Genomic DNA, 20,315 nt, shown 5'->3' with positions numbered 1-20,315 from the left:
GCGCTCATGCCGCCTCCAGGCTAGCCAGTGCGGCGAGCACCGCATCGTTATGCGCCGGCGTGCCCAGGCTGATGCGCAAGGCGTCGCCCAGTTGCGGCATCGTGCGCATATCACGCACCACGATGCCCGCTTCAAGCAGCCGGGCCAGTGCGGATTGGGCATCCTCGAAACGCACCAGCAGGAAATTGGCCTGCGATGGATACACCCGGCGCACGCCCGCCAACGCCCCCAGCAGGCCGACCAGGCGCGCGCGTTCGATTCGCGCCTCCCGCACGTGGGTATCGGTATCGGCCAGTGCGGCGGTGTCCAGGGCGCTCAATGCCAGTTCGACACAGGGCGTGGGCAACGGGTACGGCGCCTGTGCTCGGCGCAGGCAGGCGATGACTCCGGCATCGGCCAGCACACTGCCGATCCGCGCCGCCGCCAGCGCATGCGCCTTCGATAGCGTGCGCAACACCACCAGATTGGCGTGCCGCGCGATCAAGCTGGCGGCGGACGCCTGCATCGCGTATTCGCCATAGGCTTCATCCACCACCAGCAGGCAGCGCCCGGACAGCCGTTCGGCCAAGCGTTCAATGGCATTCAGCGGTAGCAATTCGCCGGTCGGGTTGCCGGGGTTGCACAGGAAGAGCAGGCGCGCGTCGTGGGCCAGGGCGGCATCGGCCAGAGCGGAAAAGTCGGGGGCGAAACCAGCGGCGTTCTCGGCCAGCGGTATCTCGATCACTTCGGCGCCGTGCAGACGGGCACAGACCGCATACATGCCGAACACCGGCGGGGCGATGACGATGCGCCCCCGGCCCGGCATGCAGAACGCGCGCAGCAGCAGGTCGATGCCTTCGTCGCTGCCGCGGCCAACGAGCACTTGCGCTTCCGCCACGCCGTAGAGTTCGGCCAAGCGCGCGCGCAGCGCCCACGGCTGCGGGTCGGGATAACGACGGCAGCGGCCCGAGGCGTCGGCGGCGTTGGCATGGGCCGATTCGTTGGCGTTGAGCCAGATGGCGCCGCGAAGATCGTCACTGCGCGCGGAACGATAGCCGGTGAAGCCGCGCAGGTCCTCGCGCAGCAAAGCCTCCGCGCCGCTCATGCCAGCGCCGCCAGACGCAGGCGGACGGCCAGTGCATGCGCCTGCAAGCCTTCGGCATCGGCCAGCGTGACCGCGCATGGGCCGATGCGGCGGATCCCCGCCTCGCTCGCGGTCTGTACCGTCAGCGATTTCGTGAAACTGGACACCGACAGCCCGCTCCAGGCCCTCGCCGCGCCGCCGGTCGGCAACACATGGTTGCTGCCGGAGCAATAGTCGCCCAGCGATTCCGGCGTCCAGTCGCCCATGAACACGGTGCCCGCGCTGGTGACGGCATCGAGCCAGGCCCGCGGCTCGCGCACCGCCAGGATGAGATGCTCGGGCGCGTAGCGGTTGCCGATGGCGATGGCTTCGGCAATGTCGCGCACGCGGATCAGGCGCGAGGACTCCAAGGCTCTGGCGGCAATTTCCCGGCGCGGCAGGTCGGCGAGTTGCACATCAACGCGCCGGGCGACGCTATCGAGCAGTTCCTCCGAATCCGACAGCAGAAACACCTGCGAATCCGGTCCGTGCTCAGCCTGCGAGAGCAAATCGGCGGCGACGAAGGCCGGATCGGCTCCGGCATCGGCGATCACCAGCACCTCGGAAGGCCCCGCCGGCATGTCGATGGCCGGACCATCGCTGCGTTGCGATGCCTGGCGCTTGGCCTCATCGACCCAGGCATTGCCGGGGCCGAACAATTTGTCGCATCGGGGCACGCTTTCGCTGCCGAAGCTCATCGCGGCAATCGCCTGCGCACCGCCGAGCTTGAATACACGGATGTTGGGCGCGATGCGCGCGGCCACCAGCACCGCCGGGTCCGCGCTGCCATCCTTGCGCGGCGGCGTGCACAGAACGATTTCCGGACACCCGGCCAGCATCGCCGGAATGACCAGCATCAAGGCGGTGGAAGGTAGCGGCGCGCTGCCGGCCGGCACGTACAGGCCAACCGGGCTGATCGGCCGCAACACACGCTCGCACCGCATGCCGGGCGCGGTATCGAGCAAGTACGGCTTCGGCATGCCGGCGCGGTGGAAAGCCTCGATTCGCGCCGCGGCTTCGGCGATTGCCGCGCGCAATTCGGCGGGCACCGTCTCCTCGGCCGTGGCGAATTCATCGGCCTCGACTTCCAGCGCATCGAGACGAACACCATCGTGATATTCGGTGAGCACCCGCAAGGCGGTATCGCCACGCAATGACACGTCTTCCAGAATCGCCCGCACCGATGCCCGCACTTCCACCGACAATGCACGCGTCGGACGCTGCAACAGGCGCTCGCGGGCGTTTTCGTCCAGCGCGTTCCAATCGACTCGTTTCATGCCAACATCCTTTCCACCGGTAGCACCATCAGGCCGCGCGCACCGGCCCGCTTCAGCTCTTCCAGCCGTTGCCAACTGACCACGCCGTGACAAAGCGCTTGCAGGGCCACCAATTCGCCACCGTCGAGCGGGTAGCGTATCGGTGGCTCGGCATCCGGCAACAGGCGGATCAGCGATTCGACCATCTCACACGGCGCCTGGAACATCAGAAGTTTGCTGTCGCGGATGCGGATCACGCCATCCATCCGCCGCAGCAACATGTCGGCAAGGCCGGCCAACACCGGTGTCAGCGCCCCCGTGGGGCCGGCCAGCACGGCCTCGCTGTGCAAGATGTCCTCGACCGCTTTCAACTGGTTGGCGGCCAATGTGGCGCCGCTCGACACCAGGTCGCAGATCGCATCGGCCTGGCCCAGACGCGGCGCGATCTCGACCGAACCGGACAGCTCGACCGACTGCGCCGCTATGCCCTGCTCGCGCAGCCAATTGCCGAGTATCGCCGGGTAACTGGTGGCGATGCGCAGGCCGGCAAGCTGCTCCGGCCCTTGCCACTCCCATGCCTGCGGCACCGCGAGCGACAACCGGCAGGCGCCGAAACCGAGCGCGCGCCATTCGCGGAAGGCCGCCGGCTTGCCATCGGCCTCGCGCCCGGCGGCCTGCTCCAGCAACAGATTGCGACCGACCACGCCGAGATCGCACAGGCCATCGGCGATCAGCCCGGGAATGTCGTCGTCGCGCACCAGCAGCAAGTCGATCGGCGCGGACTCGCCGTAGCAGAACAGCCTGTCCGGGCTCTCGCGCCAGGACAGTCCGCAGCTGCCAAGCAGCGCGCGCGCCGGCTCGGCCAGGCGGCCGTTTTTCTGTATCGCGATGCGCAGACGGTCACGCATGGCGGTGTTGGCGGAAGGAGGATTCATCGTATGTCTCGGAATGGATGGGAACCGCATGACGCTCAGGCGCCGGGCAAACGCAACCTGTGCGCCACCTGCCTGTAGCCGCCGCTGCCGTGTTCGATCGTTCTCGCCACCCGCCCCACCGTGGTCACGCTGACCGCGGTGCGTTCGTGAATATCGCGGTACGGCACGCCCAACAGCAGCAAAGGCACGGTCTTCCAGCGGTCGCTCATTGCCTCCAGCTCGGCCGGCGTGCATAGGTCTTCAAGGAATCCACGCACTTCCTCCGGGCTTTTCAATACCGCCATCGCCATGGCCAGCGCATCGAGATCGGTGCTGGCTTCGGATTGGGAAGCCGATTGCGGGCGCTGCTTCATCGCTTGTTCCAATAATTTAATGTATTAACGCGCTAGCGCATTAGTCCAGAAGAGCGAACGGATGTCAAGCCCCTGCCGGGCCGGATTCATCAGTCCACTGAACCAGGCCGCCCCCAGCCGGACCGGGGGCGCCTCGAAACCGGCTATCCAGCCGGTATCCGCTAGGCTTCGGCCCGCTTCGCCGCCGCCAGAACCGCGCCACTGACGACCATCGCCACGGCGGCGGCCACATCGCCATCCAGTGCGCGATCGCGCCGCATGAAGCCAAGATGCCGCCGCACTTCCTCGTACGCGGCGGCCACCGCATGCCCGGGGTGAAAGCTGTCGGCCTCGGCCAGCTCACGACGCAAGGCATCGACCTCGGCGAGGAACGACGCCCGGTTCGGCGCGTCGGCCAGCGGCCCGCCCAGCACCTTGGCCGCGAATGCCCCGGCATCGACCCGGCGGGCCAGATCGCGCGCGGCGTTGATCATGTCGCGGCGGAAATCGAGCGCCTGCGCGGCGGTGGCCAGTTCCAATCCCAGCACCTTGGCAAGGTCATCGGCCATCGCCAACACATGACGCGCCTCGTTGGCGCCCATGGAAACATGGTCCTCGGCATTGGCGCTGGTCGGCACCGAATAGACCGAAGCCGGCATCGCCCGGGAAGCAAGATCGTTGACGATGGCCGCGGCCGTGTACTGCACGATCATGTAGCCGGAATCGGTACCGTCCTCGTTGCCGATCAGGAACGCCGGCAACCCATCGTTGGTGGCCGGGTCGACCAGTTTGTTGAGGCGCCGCTCGCTGATCGAGGCCAGCACCGGGATCGCCGCCTTGACGTAGCTCATCGCCAGCGCCAACGGCATGCCGTGGAAATGCCCGGCGGAAATCACCTGCTGTTCGACGTGTTCGGCCTCGGCATCCGGGAAAACCAGCGGGTTGTCGGTGACGGCGTTCAGCTCGATGTCGAGCACACGCGCGGCTTGCGCCACCGCATCGCGCACAGCGCCATGCACCTGCGGGATGCAGCGCAGGCTGTAGCTGTCCTGAGGCTGGTGCTTCTTGCCGCCGCGAAACGGCTTGAAACGCCGGTAGAACTTCTCGCGACCATGCCGCTGATCATCCGGCACCCAGTCCCAGCCGATGTCGAAGGTCAGCGCCCGCGCCTCCGGCGTATCCCAACTGCGCGGCTGCCACTGGCGGAAACGCGGCACCAGGTGATAAGGGATGTCGGCAAGTGTCGAGCCATCGAGCAGACGGCGCAGGTTTTCCGCCACGCGCACCTGCCCCGGATGCGGACGCAACGCATGCACCTCGGACGCGAAAGCCCCGAGACGGCCGGCGAAGGCGTCGATGGTCATCGCCGCCGCGAGATCGGCGGTATCGAGCAGGTTTTCCAGCCGGGCGACGGCAAGCACGCCGGTCGCCAACATCTGCGCGGTGCCGTTGTTGAGCGCCAATCCCTCCTTGTAGCTCAGCCTGACCGGCGCGAGACCGGCCCGCGCCAGCGCCTCCCTCCCCTTCATGCGCTGGTCTTGGAAGAAAACTTCGCCGCCACCCAGCAAGACAATGGCCAGATGCGAGAGCGGCGCCAGATCGCCCGAGGCCCCGACCGAACCCAACTGCGGCACAACCGGCACGATGCCGGCATTCAGCATCGCCGCCATTGCCTGCAAGGTCTGTACGCGAATACCGGAATGCCCGCGCAGCAGCGTATTGATCCGAATCCCCATCATCGCCCGGACGACCTCAGGCGCGAACGGCTCGCCCACGCAGACCGCGTGAGTGACGATCAGGTTCTGCTGCAATTCCTCGTGCAGGGAAACCTCGCGAGGTTCGTCGACATCCAGTGCATCGCGCAGGTGATGCGCGCCGAGCAGCTTGTCGGCATTGCTGCCGAAACCCGTGGAAACACCGTAGATCGGCTCTTCACGGGCAACTTGCTCGGCCAGGAACGCGGCGGCGCGCTCCACGTGCCGCAACGCCCCGGCATCCAGCTCGACCCGCGCCCCATGCGCGATGGACACGAGCTCCACGCGCGTCAACGAATGGCCATCGAGGCGGATGACCTCCCGCTTGCCCGCGCTCACGAAGCTTCTCCCTTGATGCGGGTATCGATCCACGCGGTGGCCTCATCCAACGCCACAACCTGTTGCTCGCCACTGGACAGATCCTTCAGCGTGACCGTGCCGGCGGCTCGCTCGCCCTCGCCACGCAACGCGACGAAACGGATGCCCGCCCGGTCGGCGTACTGGAATTGCCGGGCGACCTTCTTCGGCGCCATCTGCGTTTCCACCTTCAGCCCACCGCCGCGCAACCGCTGCGAGAGCGCCAGCGCCTCGGCGAAGTCGTCCTCGGAAAGCAGCCCCACCAGCACATCCACCGAACTGGCGGCGACATCGATGATGCCGGCCTCGCACAGTTGCCAGAACAGCCGGGTCAGGCCGATGGAAATGCCGACGCCCGGCAGCCGGGACTTGCTGTAATGGCTGGCGAGGTTGTCGTAACGGCCGCCCGAGCAGATCGACCCGATCTCCGGATGCGCATCCAGCGTGGTCTCGTAGACGATGCCGGTGTAGTAATCCAGCCCACGGGCAATCGACAGGTTGATCGCATAGCGCGACTCCGGGATGCCCATCGCCTTCAACTGCTCCAGCGTGGCGACGAGCGCATCGCGGCCTTCGTTGAATTGCGTCGTGCCCTCGCCCAGCGCCGCGAGCTTCTCCAGCGCGTCGGCATGGCCGGCCGAGCGGACGCGGGAGAACGACAGCAACTTATCGGCAACCTCGCCGGCAAGCGTGAAGCCATCGCCGGTCAAGGTTTCGCGCACCGCCGCCTCACCGCGCTTGTCGAGCTTGTCCAGCTCGCGCAACACCCGGTCCTGCCGCTCGTCGACGATGCCCAGCCCTTCGAAGAAACCGCGCAGCAACTTGCGATGGTTGAACTGGATGGTGAAATCGCCGATGGCGAGCCGCTCGAACACGGCATGGATCACCGCCGGAATCTCCGCATCGTGACGCGGATTGAGCACATCCTTGCCGATCACGTCGATGTCGCACTGGTAGAACTCGCGGAAGCGCCCGCGCTGGGCGCGCTCGCCACGGTAGACTCGCTGCATCTGGTAGCGGCGGAACGGAAAAGCCAGCGCATGCTCGTGCTCGGCCACATAACGCGCCAGCGGCACGGTCAAGTCGAAACGCAACGCCAGTTCCGGCAACCCCTCGCCCTTCTTCTCCAAGGCGCCGGTCGATTGCACGAAGTAGACCTGGCGCTCGGTCTCCCCACCGCTCTTGGTCAGCAGCACGTCCGATAGTTCGAACACCGGCGTCTCGACCGGCAGGAAGCCGAAAGACTCGTAAGTCTCGCGGATGGTGTCGAGCATGCGCTGGAACGCGATCTGTTCGCGCGGCAGAAGCTCCATCACGCCGGGCGGAGTACGGGGCTTGATCAAGGCAACCTCGGGGACTCTGGAAAGCCGTCTAGTGTAACGAGCCGCACCTGATCGATCGCGGGGGCTTGCGCCGCCAACCGCCGAGGCTATAGAATGCCCAGCTCGCAATCGGGGTGTAGCTCAGTCTGGTAGAGCGCTACGTTCGGGACGTAGAGGTCGTAGGTTCGAATCCTGTCTCCCCGACCAAAAAAGCCTTGAAACAAGGCATTTTCGAGAAACCGGCCAAGCGCCGGTTTTTTCGTGCCGGCAATATGCCGGTACGGACAGCCGTCAAGTCGCGTCCTCCCGTTTCGCGTCGCGGAGGAACCCATCCATCAAATCCCTCAGCCACTGGCATCACGAATACCTACCGCTTGACTGTGGATGGCGTGTCTCTGCGGCTACCTGGCGCCCAACCTGCCATCCTCGAAGAGGAGGACGGAACCCCAAAGAGCCACAAGCAGGCCAATCAGCGAAATTGGCAACATGAGTACGGGACATATAAAGTTCGAGTGACCGCATAAGCAGTTTTACACTTCCACAGCAGCGGCAAGCCCACGATCCACCATGCCGGCACCCCGGTCACATCACAATCAAAGGCGAGCCGGGACTCGTAGAATTCGCCATCGAAAACGGCTCCAAGATCATTCGGTTCCCTCTCGGTCACTTTATCGCGCTTTCTTGAATGCCGGAATTATTTCAGCGAGGCCGCAAGCAAAGAAGCTGAAAGCCATCGGGCATCAATAAAAAGCAACCAATAGCCCCGGCGCGCATAACGCACGCTGGGGTTATCAGCAAAGCCAGGCGTCTCGGCAACACGCCCCATGTTTGACTGCTACGTTTTTTTCCGCTGCGGTACCGCATAGCCAAATCCGCCAACGGCTGGGAAAGAGAGCAATACACTACCCGACCCGCCAGGGTCCGAACTGACAGCCATTTCTTTCCGCCTTTAATTCGGACATGGCAAGGATTCGAACTTTAGAGCGTGGCAGGTGGGGAGCACGCGAACAGGCATCGCAACGGCAACACCCCCATCATGACAAGACGCGCTCATGCACCAAAAGAAAAGCCCCTGAGTTTCAAAAGAAACTCAGGGGCTTTGCCATTTTAAATGGCGGAGCGGACGGGACTCGAACCCGCGACCTCCGGCGTGACAGGCCAGCATTCTAACCAGCTGAACTACCGCTCCGCGAAGAAGAGAAAGTCTACATCGACCTTTCCAATCTGACAACACTTTTTTGTTTTTCCGCACCACGCGATAACGCGACCGGAAAGATGGTGGGAGCTGAGGGGATCGAACCCCCGACCCTCTCCTTGTAAGGGAGACGCTCTACCGCTGAGCTAAGCTCCCCTCGCGGCGCGAACCGCGAAGGGTCGGCATGATACCCGCACAGGCGCTTGGCCGCAAACCGCCGCGACAAAACGGAAAAGCCCGGCACAAGACCGGGCTTTCGCATCGAACGAGATCGCGGGGATCAGTTCACCGCATCCTTCAGCGCCTTGCCGGCCTTGAACGCCGGGGCTTTGGAAGCGGCGATCTGCAACGCTTCGCCAGTCTTCGGGTTGCGACCGGTACGGGCGGCGCGCTCGCGCACTTCGAAGCTGCCGAAACCGGCGATGGCAACGCTCTCACCCGATTTCAGCGCGCTGCTGACAGCCTGAACGAAAGCATCCACGGCACGGCCCGCATCGGCCTTGGACAGGTTGGAAGAAGCGGCAACGGCATCGATCAGTTCTGCCTTGTTCATTTTTATCTCCTTGCAATCGACGGCATCAGCCGTCTTTATTGTGATCCGCGATGGCTCGACGGCCTGCGGTGTGGCGGTGTTCGGCGGCATGGCCGCAACCCGCCTTTTATACAGTGCCAGGCAAGCCCGGGCAAGAAAAACGCCGGAAATCAGGCGTTTTTCATCCATGGAGGCTGCGCCCTCAATGCTTGACTTCCGCCTTGCGTTTGCGCTTGTCCTCCGTGGGCTTGAGCATCGGTTCGACCGGCATGACGGACTCAGCCGCCGTTTCCGGCACCTCGACGTTCGCCGGTGTGAGCGGCCGCTCCAACGCGATATCCAGCACCTCGTCGATCCACTTCACCGGCACGATACGCATGTCACGGGTAACGCTTTCGGGGATGTCGGCCAGGTCCTTCTCGTTCTCCTGGGGAATGACCACGGTCTTGACGCCCCCACGCAGCGCCGCCAGCAACTTCTCCTTCAACCCGCCGATCGCCGAAACGCGCCCGCGCAGGGTGATCTCGCCGGTCATCGCCACATCAGCGCGCACCGGGATCTTGGTCAGCATCGAAACCAGCGCGGTGGCCATGGCGATACCCGCGCTGGGGCCGTCCTTGGGCGTGGCGCCATCGGGTACGTGGACGTGGACATCGAACTTCGACAGGAAGTCCAGGTCGATACCGAAACGCTCGGTGCGCGAGCGCACCACGGACAACGCCGCCGAGGCCGACTCTTTCATCACATCGCCAAGCTGGCCTGTGAGAATGAGCTGCCCCTTGCCCGGTACCAGTGTGGACTCGATCTGGAGGAGGTCGCCCCCAACTTCCGTCCAGGCCAGGCCAGTAACCAGGCCGATCTCGTTCTCGGCCTCGGCACGGCCGTAGTCGAAGCGACGCACGCCAAGGTACTGGGCGAGGTTCTCCTCGCCTACCTCGACCGTCTTCGGTGTTCCCTTCGCGGGGCCGGCCAGCGCGATTTCCTTCACCACCTTGCGCGCGATCTTGGCGATCTCGCGCTCCAAGTTACGTACGCCGGATTCTCGCGTGTAGTAACGAACGATGTCGCGAATCGCGCTTTCCCGTATCTCGATCTCGCCGTTCTTCAGGCCATTCGCCTTGATCTGCTTGGGCACCAGATAGCGCATCGCAATGTTGAGCTTTTCCTCCTCGGTGTAGCCGGGGATGCGGATCACCTCCATGCGATCGAGCAGCGGGCCGGGAATGTTCATGGAGTTGGAGGTGGCGATGAACATCACCTCGGAGAGGTCCAGATCGACTTCGAGGTAATGGTCGTTGAAGGCGTGATTCTGTTCGGGATCGAGCACTTCCAGCAACGCCGCGGAGGGGTCGCCACGGAAGTCCATCGCCATCTTGTCGATCTCGTCGAGCACGAACAGCGGGTTCTTGGCATCGACCTTGTTGAGGTTTTGCACGATGCGCCCCGGCATCGAACCCACGTAGGTGCGGCGATGTCCACGGATCTCGGCTTCGTCACGCACGCCGCCCAGCGCCATGCGCACGAACTTGCGGTTGGTCGCCTTGGCGATGGACTGGCCGAGCGAGGTCTTGCCCACGCCGGGCGGGCCGACCAGGCAAAGGATCGGCCCCTTCATCTTGGATACGCGCGACTGCACCGCCAGATATTCGAGGATGCGTTCCTTGACCTTTTCCAGGCCGAAGTGGTCGGCGTCCAGCACGTCCTGCGCCACCTTGAGGTCTTTCCGCACCTTGCTGCGCTTCTTCCACGGCACCCCCAGCAGCCAGTCCAGATAGTTGCGCACCACGCCGGCCTCGGCCGACATCGGCGACATCTGCCTGAGCTTGTTGTATTCGCTCTTCGCCTTGGTTTCCACCGCTTTGGGCATGCCGGCGGCGGCGATCTTACGGGCGATCTCGTCCAGTTCGTTGCCGCCGTCCTCGCCTTCGCCCAGTTCCTTCTGGATCGCCTTCATCTGCTCGTTCAGGTAGTACTCGCGCTGGGATTTCTCCATCTGGGACTTCACCCGGCCGCGGATCTTCTTTTCCAGCTGCTGCACATCCAGTTCGCCGTGGACGAGCCCGATCAGCATCTCCAGCCGTGCGCCGGTATCGAGCGTTTCCAGCAGCTTCTGCTTGTCGGCCAGGCGCACGCCGAGATGGGCCGATACGGTGTCGGCAAAGCGCGCCGGGGCATCGATGCCGGCCAGGGTCTGAATCAGCTCCGGTGGCAGCTTGCGGTTGGACTTGACGTAGTCTTCGAACAACACCAGCAGCGAGCGCGCCACCGCTTCCAGCTCGCGCGAGTCGCGCGAGGAGATTTCCGGCAATTCGCCGACTTCCGCCAGCAAGGCGCCCTGCCGCTCGCTGAAGTGGGAGACCCGGGCGCGACCGATGCCTTCGACCAGCACCTTGATGGTGCCGTCCGGCAACTTCAACAGTTGCAGCACTTGCGCCAGCGCGCCAATGCGATAGACGTCATCGGCTCCCGGGTCATCGGTCTCGGCGGATTTCTGCGCCACCAACACGATGCGCTTATCGGTCTCCATCGCCATTTCCAGCGCGCGGATCGATTTCTCGCGGCCGACGAACAACGGGATGACCATATGCGGGAATACCACCACGTCTCGCAATGGCAGCACGGGCAGCACCGCGCGGGGTATCAGGTTTTCCTGTTCGCTCATTTCTCATTCGCTCCGAATCTCGTGGGCCAAGCCCATGGCTCCCTTTATGGGGCTCACGATACGACGACGCAAGCGCCACAAACGAAAACCCCGGCGCTGGCCGGGGTCTCATTCGACTTCATTCACCCGATGCCTTGGGCATCGCCGCCTCCGCGGGCGGATTCTCGTAGATGACGAATGGCTCGGTCTTGTGCTCGATGACCGACTCGTCCACCACCACCTTGCCGACGTTGTCCATCGAGGGCAGGTCGTACATGGTGTCGAGCAGGGTCGATTCGACGATGGTGCGCAGGCCACGGGCGCCGGTCTTGCGTTTGAGCGCCTTGCGGGCGATGGCCGCCAGGGCGTCGGGACGAAACTCCAACTCCACCCCTTCCATCTCGAACAGCTTGCGGAACTGCTTGGTGATGGCGTTCCTCGGCTCGGTGAGTATCTTGACCAGAGCCGCTTCGTCCAGTTCCTCCAGCGTGGCGACCACCGGCAGGCGGCCGACGAACTCGGGGATCAGGCCGAACTTGATCAGGTCCTCCGGCTCGACCTCGGCCAGCACCTTGCCGACCTCGGCCTTGCGTTCGCTCGATTTCACCTTGGCATTGAAGCCGATGCCACCCGCCTCGGTGCTGCGCTGCTGGATCACCTTCTCCAACCCGGCGAAAGCACCGCCGACGATGAACAGAATATTGCGGGTATCGACCTGCAAGAACTCCTGCTGCGGGTGCTTGCGCCCGCCCTGCGGCGGCACGCTGGCAACGGTGCCTTCTATCAGCTTCAGCAGCGCCTGCTGCACGCCCTCGCCGGAAACGTCGCGGGTGATCGAAGGGTTCTCGCTCTTGCGGCTGATCTTGTCGATCTCGTCGATGTAGACGATGCCGGCCTGTGCCTTCTCGACATCGTAATCACATTTTTGCAGGAGTTTCTGGATGATGTTTTCCACGTCCTCGCCGACGTAGCCGGCCTCGGTCAGCGTGGTGGCGTCGGCCATGGTGAAGGGTACGTTCAGCATGCGCGCCAGCGTTTCCGCAAGCAGCGTCTTGCCCGAGCCGGTCGGGCCGACCAGCAGGATGTTGGACTTGGCCAACTCCACGTCATCCGATTTCTGCCGGCTTTCGATGCGTTTGTAATGGTTGTAGACGGCGACGGCCAGAGTCTTCTTGGCGCGCGCCTGGCCAATCACGTACTGATCGAGAACTTCGAGGATCTCCTTCGGCTTCGGCAACGCGCTGCGTGCCGTCTGCGACTTCTCGGCCAGTTCCTCGCGGATGATGTCGTTGCAGAGATCGACGCATTCATCGCAGATGAACACGCTCGGACCGGCGATCAGCTTGCGCACCTCGTGCTGGCTCTTGCCGCAGAAGGAGCAGTAGAGGATCTTGGTGTTGTCGCCGGAACGGCTCTGGCGGTCTTCGGTCATGCGTGGTGTTTCCGTGATGCGTGGATGCGGCTGGAAACCCCGTGAAAAACGGGTTCCGGCCGAGAATAGCACAGGCCCGGCGGGCTACCGGGCCTGCATTTCCGGACAGCGAAACGGCCGATCAATTCGGCTGGATCGAGTCTTCCGGGCGACGCTCCAGCACCTGGTCGACCAGCCCGTAATCGCGGGCGGCCTCAGCGGATTTGAAGTTGTCGCGCTCGGTGTCGCGGGCAATGGTTTCCAGTGACTGACCGGTGTGGCGGGCCAGAATCTCGTTCAGGCGCTGGCGCAGGGTCAGGATTTCGCGGGCATGGATATCGATATCCGTGGCCTGGCCCTGGAAGCCCCCCAGCGGCTGGTGGATCATCACCCGCGAATTCGGCAAGGCATGGCGCTTGCCCGCCGCGCCCGCGGCCAACAACAGCGCGCCCATCGAAGCGGCCTGACCGATGCAGATGGTGGAGACATCCGGCTTGATGAACTGCATCGTGTCGTAGATCGCCAGACCCGCGGTGACGATGCCGCCCGGGGAGTTGATGTAGATGCTGATGTCCTTTTCCGGGTTTTCCGCTTCCAGGAACAACAACTGAGCCACGATGACATTGGCCATGTGGTCGTCGATACCGCCGACGAGGAAGATCACCCGCTCCTTCAACAGGCGCGAGTAGATGTCGTAGGCACGCTCGCCGCGGCTGGTCTGCTCGACCACCATCGGCACCAGGTTCAGGGCTTTCGTCTCAAGACTCATGGGCTACTCCGGTTGCGGCCGCCAGGGCGCCGATCACTCGGCGCGGATGGCGTCCTGGAAGGACAGCGGCTGTTCCGTGTGCTGGGCCTGCTCGGCGATCCAGTCGGTCACCTGCTCTTCCATCACACGGTTTTGCAAACCAGCCAGAAGTTGGGGATCGTTGCGATAGAGTTCAATGACCTGATCCGGCTCTTCGTAGGTCGAGGCGATCAGGCGCATGGTCTCCATCAGCCGGCCACGGTCCAGCATCAGCTTGTTGCGGCGGGCCACCTCGCCGGTGAACAGGCCGATCAACACGCGCTTGCCGGCGGCCTCCATGAACTGCGCGTGGTCGAGCTGCACTTGCTGCCCCTGTTCGCGCGCCTGCTGCGCGGCGGTCTCGGCCATGTTGCGGGCTTCTTGTTCGACCAGCTTCGGGGGCATCGCGATATCGCCGTACTTTTCGATGATCTGCTCGCCCACCGCGCGACGCAGACGGTACATCAACGCGCCCTTCAACTCACGCTCAAGGTTGCTGCGAATCTCGTCGCGGAATTGCGCCAGTTCGCCGCTCTTCACCCCGAAGCTGCGGATGAAGCCGTGATCGACCTCCGGCAACACCGGCTCGGCCACTTGTACCGCCTTCAGGGTGACCTCGGCTGTCTTGCCGGCCAGCGCCGGCACCGGCCACTCGGCCGGGAACTCGATCTTCGCGGTCTTTTCCTCGCCCGCCTTGAGGCCCACGATCTCCGCCTCGATCGGCGCGAACAGCATACCGCTGCCCAGTACCGCCGAGCCGCGCTCGCCGCCCTCGGCCGGCAAGCGCACGCCCTCGGCCACGGAGAACATTTCGACATCGGCCAGATCGCCCTCGGCCGCGGCGCGCTCGACCGGCGACCAGCTGCGACGCTGCTCACGCAGGTTTTCGATCATCCGATCGATGTCGGCGTCCTCCACTGCGGCGATGTTGCGAATCACGTCGAGCTGAGCGAGATCGATCTCGCCGAACTCCGGCACCACTTCGAAATCGGCGACATAGGTCAGCTCGCCTTCGCCGCTGGCGTCGGTGTCTTGCTCGATGCGCGGATTGCCGGCGATCTGGAAGGTTTCCTCCTTCAGCGCATTGCCAAAGCCCTCGCGCAGCAGGCCGTCGAGAATCTCCGCGCGCACCTGTTCGCCGAAGCGCTTGGCGATGACGCTGATCGGCACCTTGCCAGGACGGAAGCCCTTGATGCGGGCATCGCGCGCGATCTCGCGCAGGCGGACGTTGACCTTGTTTTCGATATCGGCGGATGGAACACGGAACACCACGCGACGGCCGAGGTCGCTGGTGGATTCGATCGAAACTTGCATGGGATGACTCCTGCCCGCCAAATGCCGCGGCGGGTTGAACGTGAAATGACCGGATCAAGACATGCCCGCCCCCTCATCAAGCGGGCGAACGAACGATCAAGTTTGGCGGATTTCGCCGCCCGGCGCCAGCCGTACCCCGCCGGCGAAGACCCGCGCCAGGGAGAAAACGATGCTCGCCACGGGCCGCGCCCGGCCCTGCGCACGATACTGTTTTGCGCAAGCGCGAGCCGATTGCGCCTGTAAACTAGCCGGCCCAGCTTGCCGGACGCCGCCCGCCCCCTCATTTGCAGGGAACGCGGGCGATCCCGTGTCCGCCACGCCAGACATCCGGACACGAAACACGCATGAAAACCACCGCCGACATCCGCCGCGACTTCCTCGATTTCTTCGCCACACGCGGCCACGCCATCGTTCCCTCCGCACCGCTGGTACCGGGCAACGACCCGACGCTTCTGTTCACCAATTCCGGCATGGTGCAATTCAAGGACGTGTTCCTCGGCGCGGAGAAACGCAGCTACGTGCGCGCGGCCGACGTTCAGCGCTGCCTGCGCGCCGGCGGCAAGCACAACGATCTCGACTCGGTCGGCTACACCGCGCGCCACCACACCTTCTTCGAAATGCTCGGCAACTGGTCGTTCGGCGACTATTTCAAGCGCGACGCCATCGTCTGGGCGTGGGAGCTGTTGACCGACGTCTGGAAGCTGCCGGCCGAACGCCTGCTCGCCACCGTCTACCACACCGACGACGAATCCTTCGGCATCTGGCGCGACGTGATCGGCCTGCCGGAAGCCCGGATCGTCCGCATCGGCGACAACAAGGGCGCACCGTTCGCCTCCGACAACTTCTGGCAGATGGCCGACACCGGCCCTTGCGGCCCCTGTACCGAAATTTTCTACGACCATGGCGAGCAGTACGCGGGCGGCCCACCCGGCTCGCCGGACGAGGACGGCGACCGCTTCATCGAAATCTGGAACCTCGTGTTCATGCAGTTCGACCGCCATTCCGATGGCCACCTGACGCCGCTGCCCGCCCCCTGCGTGGACACCGGCATGGGCCTGGAGCGGCTAGCGGCGGTGCTGCAAGGGGTGCATTCCAACTACGAAATCGATCTGTTCCAGACATTGATCGGCAAGGTCGCCGAACTCACCGCCACATCCGATCTGGGCAACAAGTCGCTGCGCGTCATCGCCGATCACATCCGCGCCGCCAGTTTCCTGATCGCCGATGGCGTGCTGCCCTCGAACGAAGGACGCGGCTACGTGCTGCGCCGGATCATCCGCCGTGCATTGCGCCACGGCTGGATGCTGGGCGTGCGCCAACCGTTCTTTCACCGCCTGGTCGCCACGCTCGACGAACTGATGGGCGAGGCTTACCCCATCCTGCGCGAGCAGCGCGCCACCATCGAGCGTGCGTTGAAGGCGGAAGAAGAACGCTTCGCTGAAACGCTCGATGCCGGCATGCGCATCTTCAACGAAGTGGCGGAAAAATCCGAGGGTCACATCCCCGGCGCCGATGCCTTCCGCCTCTACGACACCTACGGTTTCCCACTCGACCTCACCCAGGACATGGCGCGCGAACGCGGCATGGAGGTGGACGTGGCCGGCTTCGACGCCGCCATGCAGCAGCAGAAGGACACCGCGCGCGCGGCCGGCAAGTTCGGCGGCGGTCTGGCGCTGCCGGCCGAACTGGTGGCCCAGCTCGCGCCGACCCAATTCCTCGGTTACGACGAAACCGAAAGCGGCAGCCTGAAGATCGTCGCGCTGATGCAGGCGGGCAAGCCGGTCGAAACCGCAGAACCGGGCGAGGACATCGTGGTCATCCTCGACCGCACGCCCTTCTATGCCGAATCCGGCGGACAGGTCGGCGATACCGGCGGGCTGGACGGCGTGGAGAGCCGTTTCACCGTCACCAACACGCTCAAGCTGGCCGGCCAGTTCCACGGCCACGCCGGCCGCCTGCAATTCGGCGTGCTGCGCATCGGCGACCACGTCCACGGCGCCATCGACGCCACTCGCCGCGCCGCCACCCTTCTCAACCACACCGCCACGCATCTGCTGCACGCCGCCCTGCGTCAAGTGCTCGGCACGCACGTGCAGCAGAAAGGGTCGCTGGTGGCGCCGGATCGCCTGCGCTTCGATTTTTCGCACTTCCAGCCCCTCGGCCACGACGAGCTGGGCGAGATCGAGCGCCGGGTCAATGCCGAGATCCGCGCCAACCACAAGGGCGAAATCCGCCAGATGACGATGCAGGAAGCGCTGGACCTCGGTGCGATAGCGTTGTTCGGCGAAAAGTACGGCGAACGGGTACGGGTATTGAAATTCGGCGAGAACAGCATCGAGCTGTGCGGCGGCACCCATGCGCGCCGTACCGGCGACATCGGCCTGTTCAAGATCGCATCCGAAGGCGGCGTGTCCGCCGGCGTTCGCCGCATCGAAGCGCTGACCGGACAGGCCGCGCTCGACCACGTGGCGCACGAGGAGAGCCGCCTTGCCGAAGCCGCCGCGCTCGTCGGCGGCAACCCGGCCGAGATCGGTGACAAGCTGCGCATGCTCATCGATCGCCAGAAGAAGCTGGAACGCGAGCTGGAAATGCTGAAGGCCAAGGCGGCCAGCTCGACCGCCGGCGAGCTGGCCGAACTGGCGCGGGAAGTGGCCGGCCTGAAGGTGCTGGCCGCCCGCGTGGAAGGCTTCGACGCCAAGGCGTTGCGTGACGCCATGGATCAGCTCAAACAGAAACTGGGCGACGCCGTGATCGTCCTGGCCGGCGCGGATGGCAAGGGCAAGGTGGCGCTGGTGGCCGGCGTCAGCGGCGCCGCGCAAGGCAAACTCAAGGCTGGGGAACTACTGGGCGATGTCGCCCGTCAAATCAACGGCAAAGGCGGTGGGCGGCCTGATATGGCACAGGGCGGCGGCGAGGATGGAGCGGCCCTGAAATCCGCACTGTCCGGCGTGGCGGACTGGGTCGGCGCACGCGCCTGATCCCCGGGTGAACCCGCCAGGTGGATCAGCTCAACCGCTTTCATTCATAATGTGATGGTGGAATACTCAACAACATCATTAAATTAAAGTGTGGATCAAGCCACACAGGAGCTAGACGACAATGTTGATCTTGACGCGCCGGGTCGGCGAAACGCTGATGATCGGCGACTCGGTGACCGTGACGGTACTTGGAGTGAAGGGGAATCAGGTTCGCGTCGGTATCACCGCGCCGAAGGACGTAGCCGTCCATCGGGAGGAGATCTACAAGCGCATCCAGGACAGCGACGGGCACACAACCAACGAGGGTTTGCCCACGAACGGTTGAACCGTTATCCTTGTCGGCCTTCGCAAGCCGCGAAACCATCCCGGAGACTTGCCCGAGAGGCCGAAGGGGCTCCCCTGCTAAGGGAGTATGGGGTCAAAAGCTCCATCGAGGGTTCGAATCCCTCAGTCTCCGCCAGATACGTAAAGCGCCCCTACCCGGGGCGTTTTGCGTATCCGGCCCTTTACCCGGCGTGGGAAACACACCATGCGCGACAAGTCCCGGCCGACGGGAGCCACATCGCCAATGCCCGGTATCGCCTCTCCCAACTTCGGCGCCGCGCGCCATCGTTTCGAAGGGTGAGGTCGGTGCGATGTCATCGCGCCACTACGCCCATGGACACCCCGCTCGCCTGTTCCGAGCAGCACCGCCAGCAGCCACCATCACCGCCAATCCCCCCAAGAAACATGCCCATCGCGCCCGGCAACGCCATGACCCACGAACTGGTTTCATCAATTTCGATGAATGGGGTTGACGCGCCAAGCATGCTTCCCCATAATCTCGCTCCTGCCACGCGCCCGTAGCTCAGTTGGATAGAGCACCAGGCTACGAACTTGGGGGTCGGAGGTTCGAATCCTTCCGGGCGCGCCATCTACAAAGAACAAAGGGCCAGCAACGTATCGGTTGCCGGCCCTTTTTCTTTGGGGTCGCTCGGCTGGCCCAAGCTCAAGCGGGCACACACAGCGCTTCTTACCGGCCCTGTTTCGCCTGTACGGTGAAGCCGATACCCTCCACCACGACGACGACACCGAGCGATTCGGCCACCCCCCCCCGAACGATGGCGTCATATCGAAAGACGGCCCCAATCCACGGGGCCATCGTCTAACCCTTGACGCATACGACCTGACGCAAGGTATGGACGACTTCGACCAGGTCGGCCTGCGCCGCCATCACCGCATCGATGTCCTTGTAGGCGGCGGGCGATTCATCGATCACGCCGTTGTCCTTCCGGCATTCGACGTGCGCGGTCGCCTCGCGGTGCTGCTTCAGCGTGATGCTTTCTCGCGCCGCGCGCCGGCTCATCACCCGGCCCGCGCCATGGCTGCAACTGTGGAAGCTGTCGTCATTGCCCAGGCCACGAACGATGAAACTCTTCGCACCCATGCTGCCGGGAATGATGCCGAGTTCGTCCTTGCCCGCCCGCACCGCGCCCTTCCGGGTCACGAACATCTCCCGCCCACCGTGCGTTTCCTTCCGCACGTAGTTGTGATGACAATCGACGGCCACGGCTTGCAGCTTGAACTTCGGCAGTTCGCCGCGCATGGCGTGAAGCGTCCGCCGCATCATCGCTTCGCGGTTGGCCCGGGCGTAGTCCTGCGCCCAGCTAACGGCTTCCACATAATCGTCGAACAATGCCTCGCCCTCCATGAAGAAGGCGAGATCCTCGTCGGGAACGTGATAGCCAAGCACCCGCTTGCCCAGCTCTGCGCGGGCGCGCTGGATGAAATAGCTGCCGATCAGATTGCCAGTCCCCCGGGAGCCGGAATGCAGCATCACCCATACGGCTTCGCTCTCGTCCAGACAGACCTCGATGAAGTGGTTGCCGCCGCCAAGCGTGCCCAGTTGCCTGTCCACCTTGTCGATCCGGACCCGAGGGTGCTTGGCCTTGATGCGCTCAAGCCGCTGCCATAGACCAGAGTTGGCCAGAGCCGTTTCGATGCTGTCGGGCATCTTGCGATGATCGCCGCCCGGGCCATTGCCGACCGGGATCGCCCGCTCGATGGCCGAACGCAGCCTTGCCAGGGAATCGGGCAAATCCCGCGCATTGAGCGTGGTGCGCACCGCGGCCATGCCACAACCGATGTCCACGCCCACCGCGGCGGGAATGATGGCCCCCTGCGTCGGCACCACCGACCCCACCGTGGCCCCGATACCCAGATGGACATCCGGCATCACCGCCACCCAAGGGCCGACGAAGGGCAGGCTTGCGATATTCCGCAACTGCTCGCGCGCCCGCGCCTCCAGTTGCACGCCACGCACCCAGCCCTTGATCGGGGTCCGGCCCTCCATATGCAGCCATTCGAAGTTTGAAGCGTTCATATGTTTCCTTTCCTTGAAGAACCCGCGCGCCGAATCC

At 64.3% G+C, this 20,315-nt stretch carries 14 protein-coding genes and 5 tRNA genes; 5 read left to right on the top strand and 14 right to left on the bottom strand.

Annotation, left to right across the window (positions count from 1 at the left end):
• Positions 1–4: 4 nt before the first annotated feature.
• From hisC to hisS, 6 genes are all read right to left on the bottom strand, one after another.
• Positions 5–1,084 carry a histidinol-phosphate transaminase gene (gene hisC, locus EBB59_RS09930; RefSeq protein ID WP_122101997.1) on the bottom strand — a complete coding sequence of 360 codons (1,080 nt, stop codon included), beginning with the start codon at positions 1,082–1,084 and terminating at the stop codon, positions 5–7.
• The gene (gene hisD / locus EBB59_RS09925; RefSeq protein WP_122101996.1) at positions 1,081–2,379 is read right to left on the bottom strand and encodes a histidinol dehydrogenase; all 1,299 of its coding nucleotides are present in this window, start codon (positions 2,377–2,379) and stop codon (positions 1,081–1,083) included. The genes hisC and hisD overlap by 4 nt, the downstream gene beginning before the upstream one ends.
• Positions 2,376–3,293, bottom strand: a complete 918-nt coding sequence (gene hisG / locus EBB59_RS09920) for an ATP phosphoribosyltransferase (RefSeq protein ID WP_122101995.1) — start codon at positions 3,291–3,293, stop codon at positions 2,376–2,378. The genes hisD and hisG overlap by 4 nt, the downstream gene beginning before the upstream one ends.
• Before the next feature lie 35 nt (positions 3,294–3,328).
• The gene (locus tag EBB59_RS09915) at positions 3,329–3,646 is read right to left on the bottom strand and encodes a YerC/YecD family TrpR-related protein (protein WP_122101994.1); all 318 of its coding nucleotides are present in this window, start codon (positions 3,644–3,646) and stop codon (positions 3,329–3,331) included.
• Between the two features lie 161 nt (positions 3,647–3,807).
• Positions 3,808–5,718 carry an HAL/PAL/TAL family ammonia-lyase gene (locus EBB59_RS09910; protein ID WP_122101993.1) on the bottom strand — a complete coding sequence of 637 codons (1,911 nt, stop codon included), beginning with the start codon at positions 5,716–5,718 and terminating at the stop codon, positions 3,808–3,810.
• Positions 5,715–7,079 (bottom strand): histidine--tRNA ligase, encoded by a 1,365-nt coding sequence (gene hisS, locus EBB59_RS09905; RefSeq protein ID WP_122101992.1) that lies wholly within the window; start codon positions 7,077–7,079, stop codon positions 5,715–5,717. The genes EBB59_RS09910 and hisS overlap by 4 nt, the downstream gene beginning before the upstream one ends.
• A 109-nt stretch (positions 7,080–7,188) precedes the next feature.
• Between hisS and EBB59_RS09900 the strand changes: the two genes are divergently transcribed.
• Positions 7,189–7,265, top strand: a tRNA-Pro gene (locus EBB59_RS09900).
• A 905-nt stretch (positions 7,266–8,170) separates the two neighbouring features.
• Here EBB59_RS09900 and EBB59_RS09895 read toward each other — a convergent pair.
• The 7 genes from EBB59_RS09895 to tig form a co-directional block, all read right to left on the bottom strand.
• A tRNA-Asp gene (locus tag EBB59_RS09895) sits at positions 8,171–8,247 on the bottom strand.
• A gap of 87 nt (positions 8,248–8,334) precedes the next feature.
• Positions 8,335–8,409 (bottom strand) — tRNA-Val (locus tag EBB59_RS09890).
• Between the two features lie 124 nt (positions 8,410–8,533).
• Positions 8,534–8,806 carry an HU family DNA-binding protein gene (locus EBB59_RS09885; protein ID WP_122102046.1) on the bottom strand — a complete coding sequence of 91 codons (273 nt, stop codon included), beginning with the start codon at positions 8,804–8,806 and terminating at the stop codon, positions 8,534–8,536.
• Positions 8,807–8,987: 181 nt separating this feature from the next.
• A complete protein-coding gene (lon, locus tag EBB59_RS09880) occupies positions 8,988–11,447 on the bottom strand; it encodes an endopeptidase La (protein ID WP_122101991.1) in 2,460 nt (819 codons plus the stop codon).
• Between the two features lie 118 nt (positions 11,448–11,565).
• Positions 11,566–12,858 carry an ATP-dependent Clp protease ATP-binding subunit ClpX gene (gene clpX, locus EBB59_RS09875; protein WP_122101990.1) on the bottom strand — a complete coding sequence of 431 codons (1,293 nt, stop codon included), beginning with the start codon at positions 12,856–12,858 and terminating at the stop codon, positions 11,566–11,568.
• A 121-nt stretch (positions 12,859–12,979) separates the two neighbouring features.
• Positions 12,980–13,606: an ATP-dependent Clp endopeptidase proteolytic subunit ClpP gene (clpP, locus tag EBB59_RS09870; RefSeq protein ID WP_122101989.1), complete on the bottom strand. Its 627-nt coding sequence runs from the start codon at positions 13,604–13,606 to the stop codon at positions 12,980–12,982.
• Positions 13,607–13,639: 33 nt separating this feature from the next.
• On the bottom strand, positions 13,640–14,938 hold the full coding sequence (tig, locus tag EBB59_RS09865) for a trigger factor (protein WP_122101988.1): 1,299 nt from the start codon (positions 14,936–14,938) through the stop codon (positions 13,640–13,642).
• Between the two features lie 344 nt (positions 14,939–15,282).
• Here tig and alaS point away from each other — a divergent pair, with 344 nt between their 5' ends.
• The 4 genes from alaS to EBB59_RS09845 all read left to right on the top strand — a co-directional run bounded on the left by alaS (position 15,283) and on the right by EBB59_RS09845 (position 18,829).
• A complete protein-coding gene (alaS, locus tag EBB59_RS09860) occupies positions 15,283–17,916 on the top strand; it encodes an alanine--tRNA ligase (RefSeq protein WP_122101987.1) in 2,634 nt (877 codons plus the stop codon).
• Positions 17,917–18,037: 121 nt separating this feature from the next.
• Positions 18,038–18,241, top strand: coding sequence for a carbon storage regulator CsrA (gene csrA / locus EBB59_RS09855; RefSeq protein ID WP_122101986.1), 204 nt, complete (start codon positions 18,038–18,040; stop codon positions 18,239–18,241).
• Positions 18,242–18,283: 42 nt separating this feature from the next.
• Positions 18,284–18,376: transfer RNA gene (locus EBB59_RS09850), tRNA-Ser, on the top strand.
• Positions 18,377–18,752: 376 nt separating this feature from the next.
• Positions 18,753–18,829 (top strand) — tRNA-Arg (locus tag EBB59_RS09845).
• Positions 18,830–19,060: 231 nt separating this feature from the next.
• Here EBB59_RS09845 and EBB59_RS09840 read toward each other — a convergent pair.
• Entirely contained in the window at positions 19,061–20,278 is a 1,218-nt protein-coding gene (locus EBB59_RS09840; RefSeq protein WP_122101985.1) for an RtcB family protein, read from the bottom strand.
• Positions 20,279–20,315 lie beyond the last annotated feature (37 nt).

The organism is Solilutibacter pythonis, from assembly GCF_003697345.1.
GTDB classification, from domain to species: Bacteria; Pseudomonadota; Gammaproteobacteria; order Xanthomonadales; family Xanthomonadaceae; genus Solilutibacter; species Solilutibacter pythonis.
The sequence above is the reverse complement of the archived record's forward strand: the minus strand, read 5'-3'. Positions and strand labels throughout refer to the sequence as shown.

Excerpts from the sequence above, each read along its gene's own strand:
- hisC (WP_122101997.1), bottom strand. The coding sequence starts at position 1,084 with ATGAGCGGCGCGGAGGCTTTGCTGCGCGAGGACCTGCGCGGCTTCACC.
- clpP (WP_122101989.1), bottom strand. The coding sequence starts at position 13,606 with ATGAGTCTTGAGACGAAAGCCCTGAACCTGGTGCCGATGGTGGTCGAG.
- tig (WP_122101988.1), bottom strand. The coding sequence starts at position 14,938 with ATGCAAGTTTCGATCGAATCCACCAGCGACCTCGGCCGTCGCGTGGTG.
- EBB59_RS09915 (WP_122101994.1), bottom strand. The coding sequence starts at position 3,646 with ATGAAGCAGCGCCCGCAATCGGCTTCCCAATCCGAAGCCAGCACCGAT.
- clpX (WP_122101990.1), bottom strand. The coding sequence starts at position 12,858 with ATGACCGAAGACCGCCAGAGCCGTTCCGGCGACAACACCAAGATCCTC.
- lon (WP_122101991.1), bottom strand. The coding sequence starts at position 11,447 with ATGAGCGAACAGGAAAACCTGATACCCCGCGCGGTGCTGCCCGTGCTG.
- csrA (WP_122101986.1), top strand. The coding sequence starts at position 18,038 with ATGTTGATCTTGACGCGCCGGGTCGGCGAAACGCTGATGATCGGCGAC.
- alaS (WP_122101987.1), top strand. The coding sequence starts at position 15,283 with ATGAAAACCACCGCCGACATCCGCCGCGACTTCCTCGATTTCTTCGCC.
- EBB59_RS09885 (WP_122102046.1), bottom strand. The coding sequence starts at position 8,806 with ATGAACAAGGCAGAACTGATCGATGCCGTTGCCGCTTCTTCCAACCTG.
- hisD (WP_122101996.1), bottom strand. The coding sequence starts at position 2,379 with ATGAAACGAGTCGATTGGAACGCGCTGGACGAAAACGCCCGCGAGCGC.
- EBB59_RS09840 (WP_122101985.1), bottom strand. The coding sequence starts at position 20,278 with ATGAACGCTTCAAACTTCGAATGGCTGCATATGGAGGGCCGGACCCCG.
- hisG (WP_122101995.1), bottom strand. The coding sequence starts at position 3,293 with ATGAATCCTCCTTCCGCCAACACCGCCATGCGTGACCGTCTGCGCATC.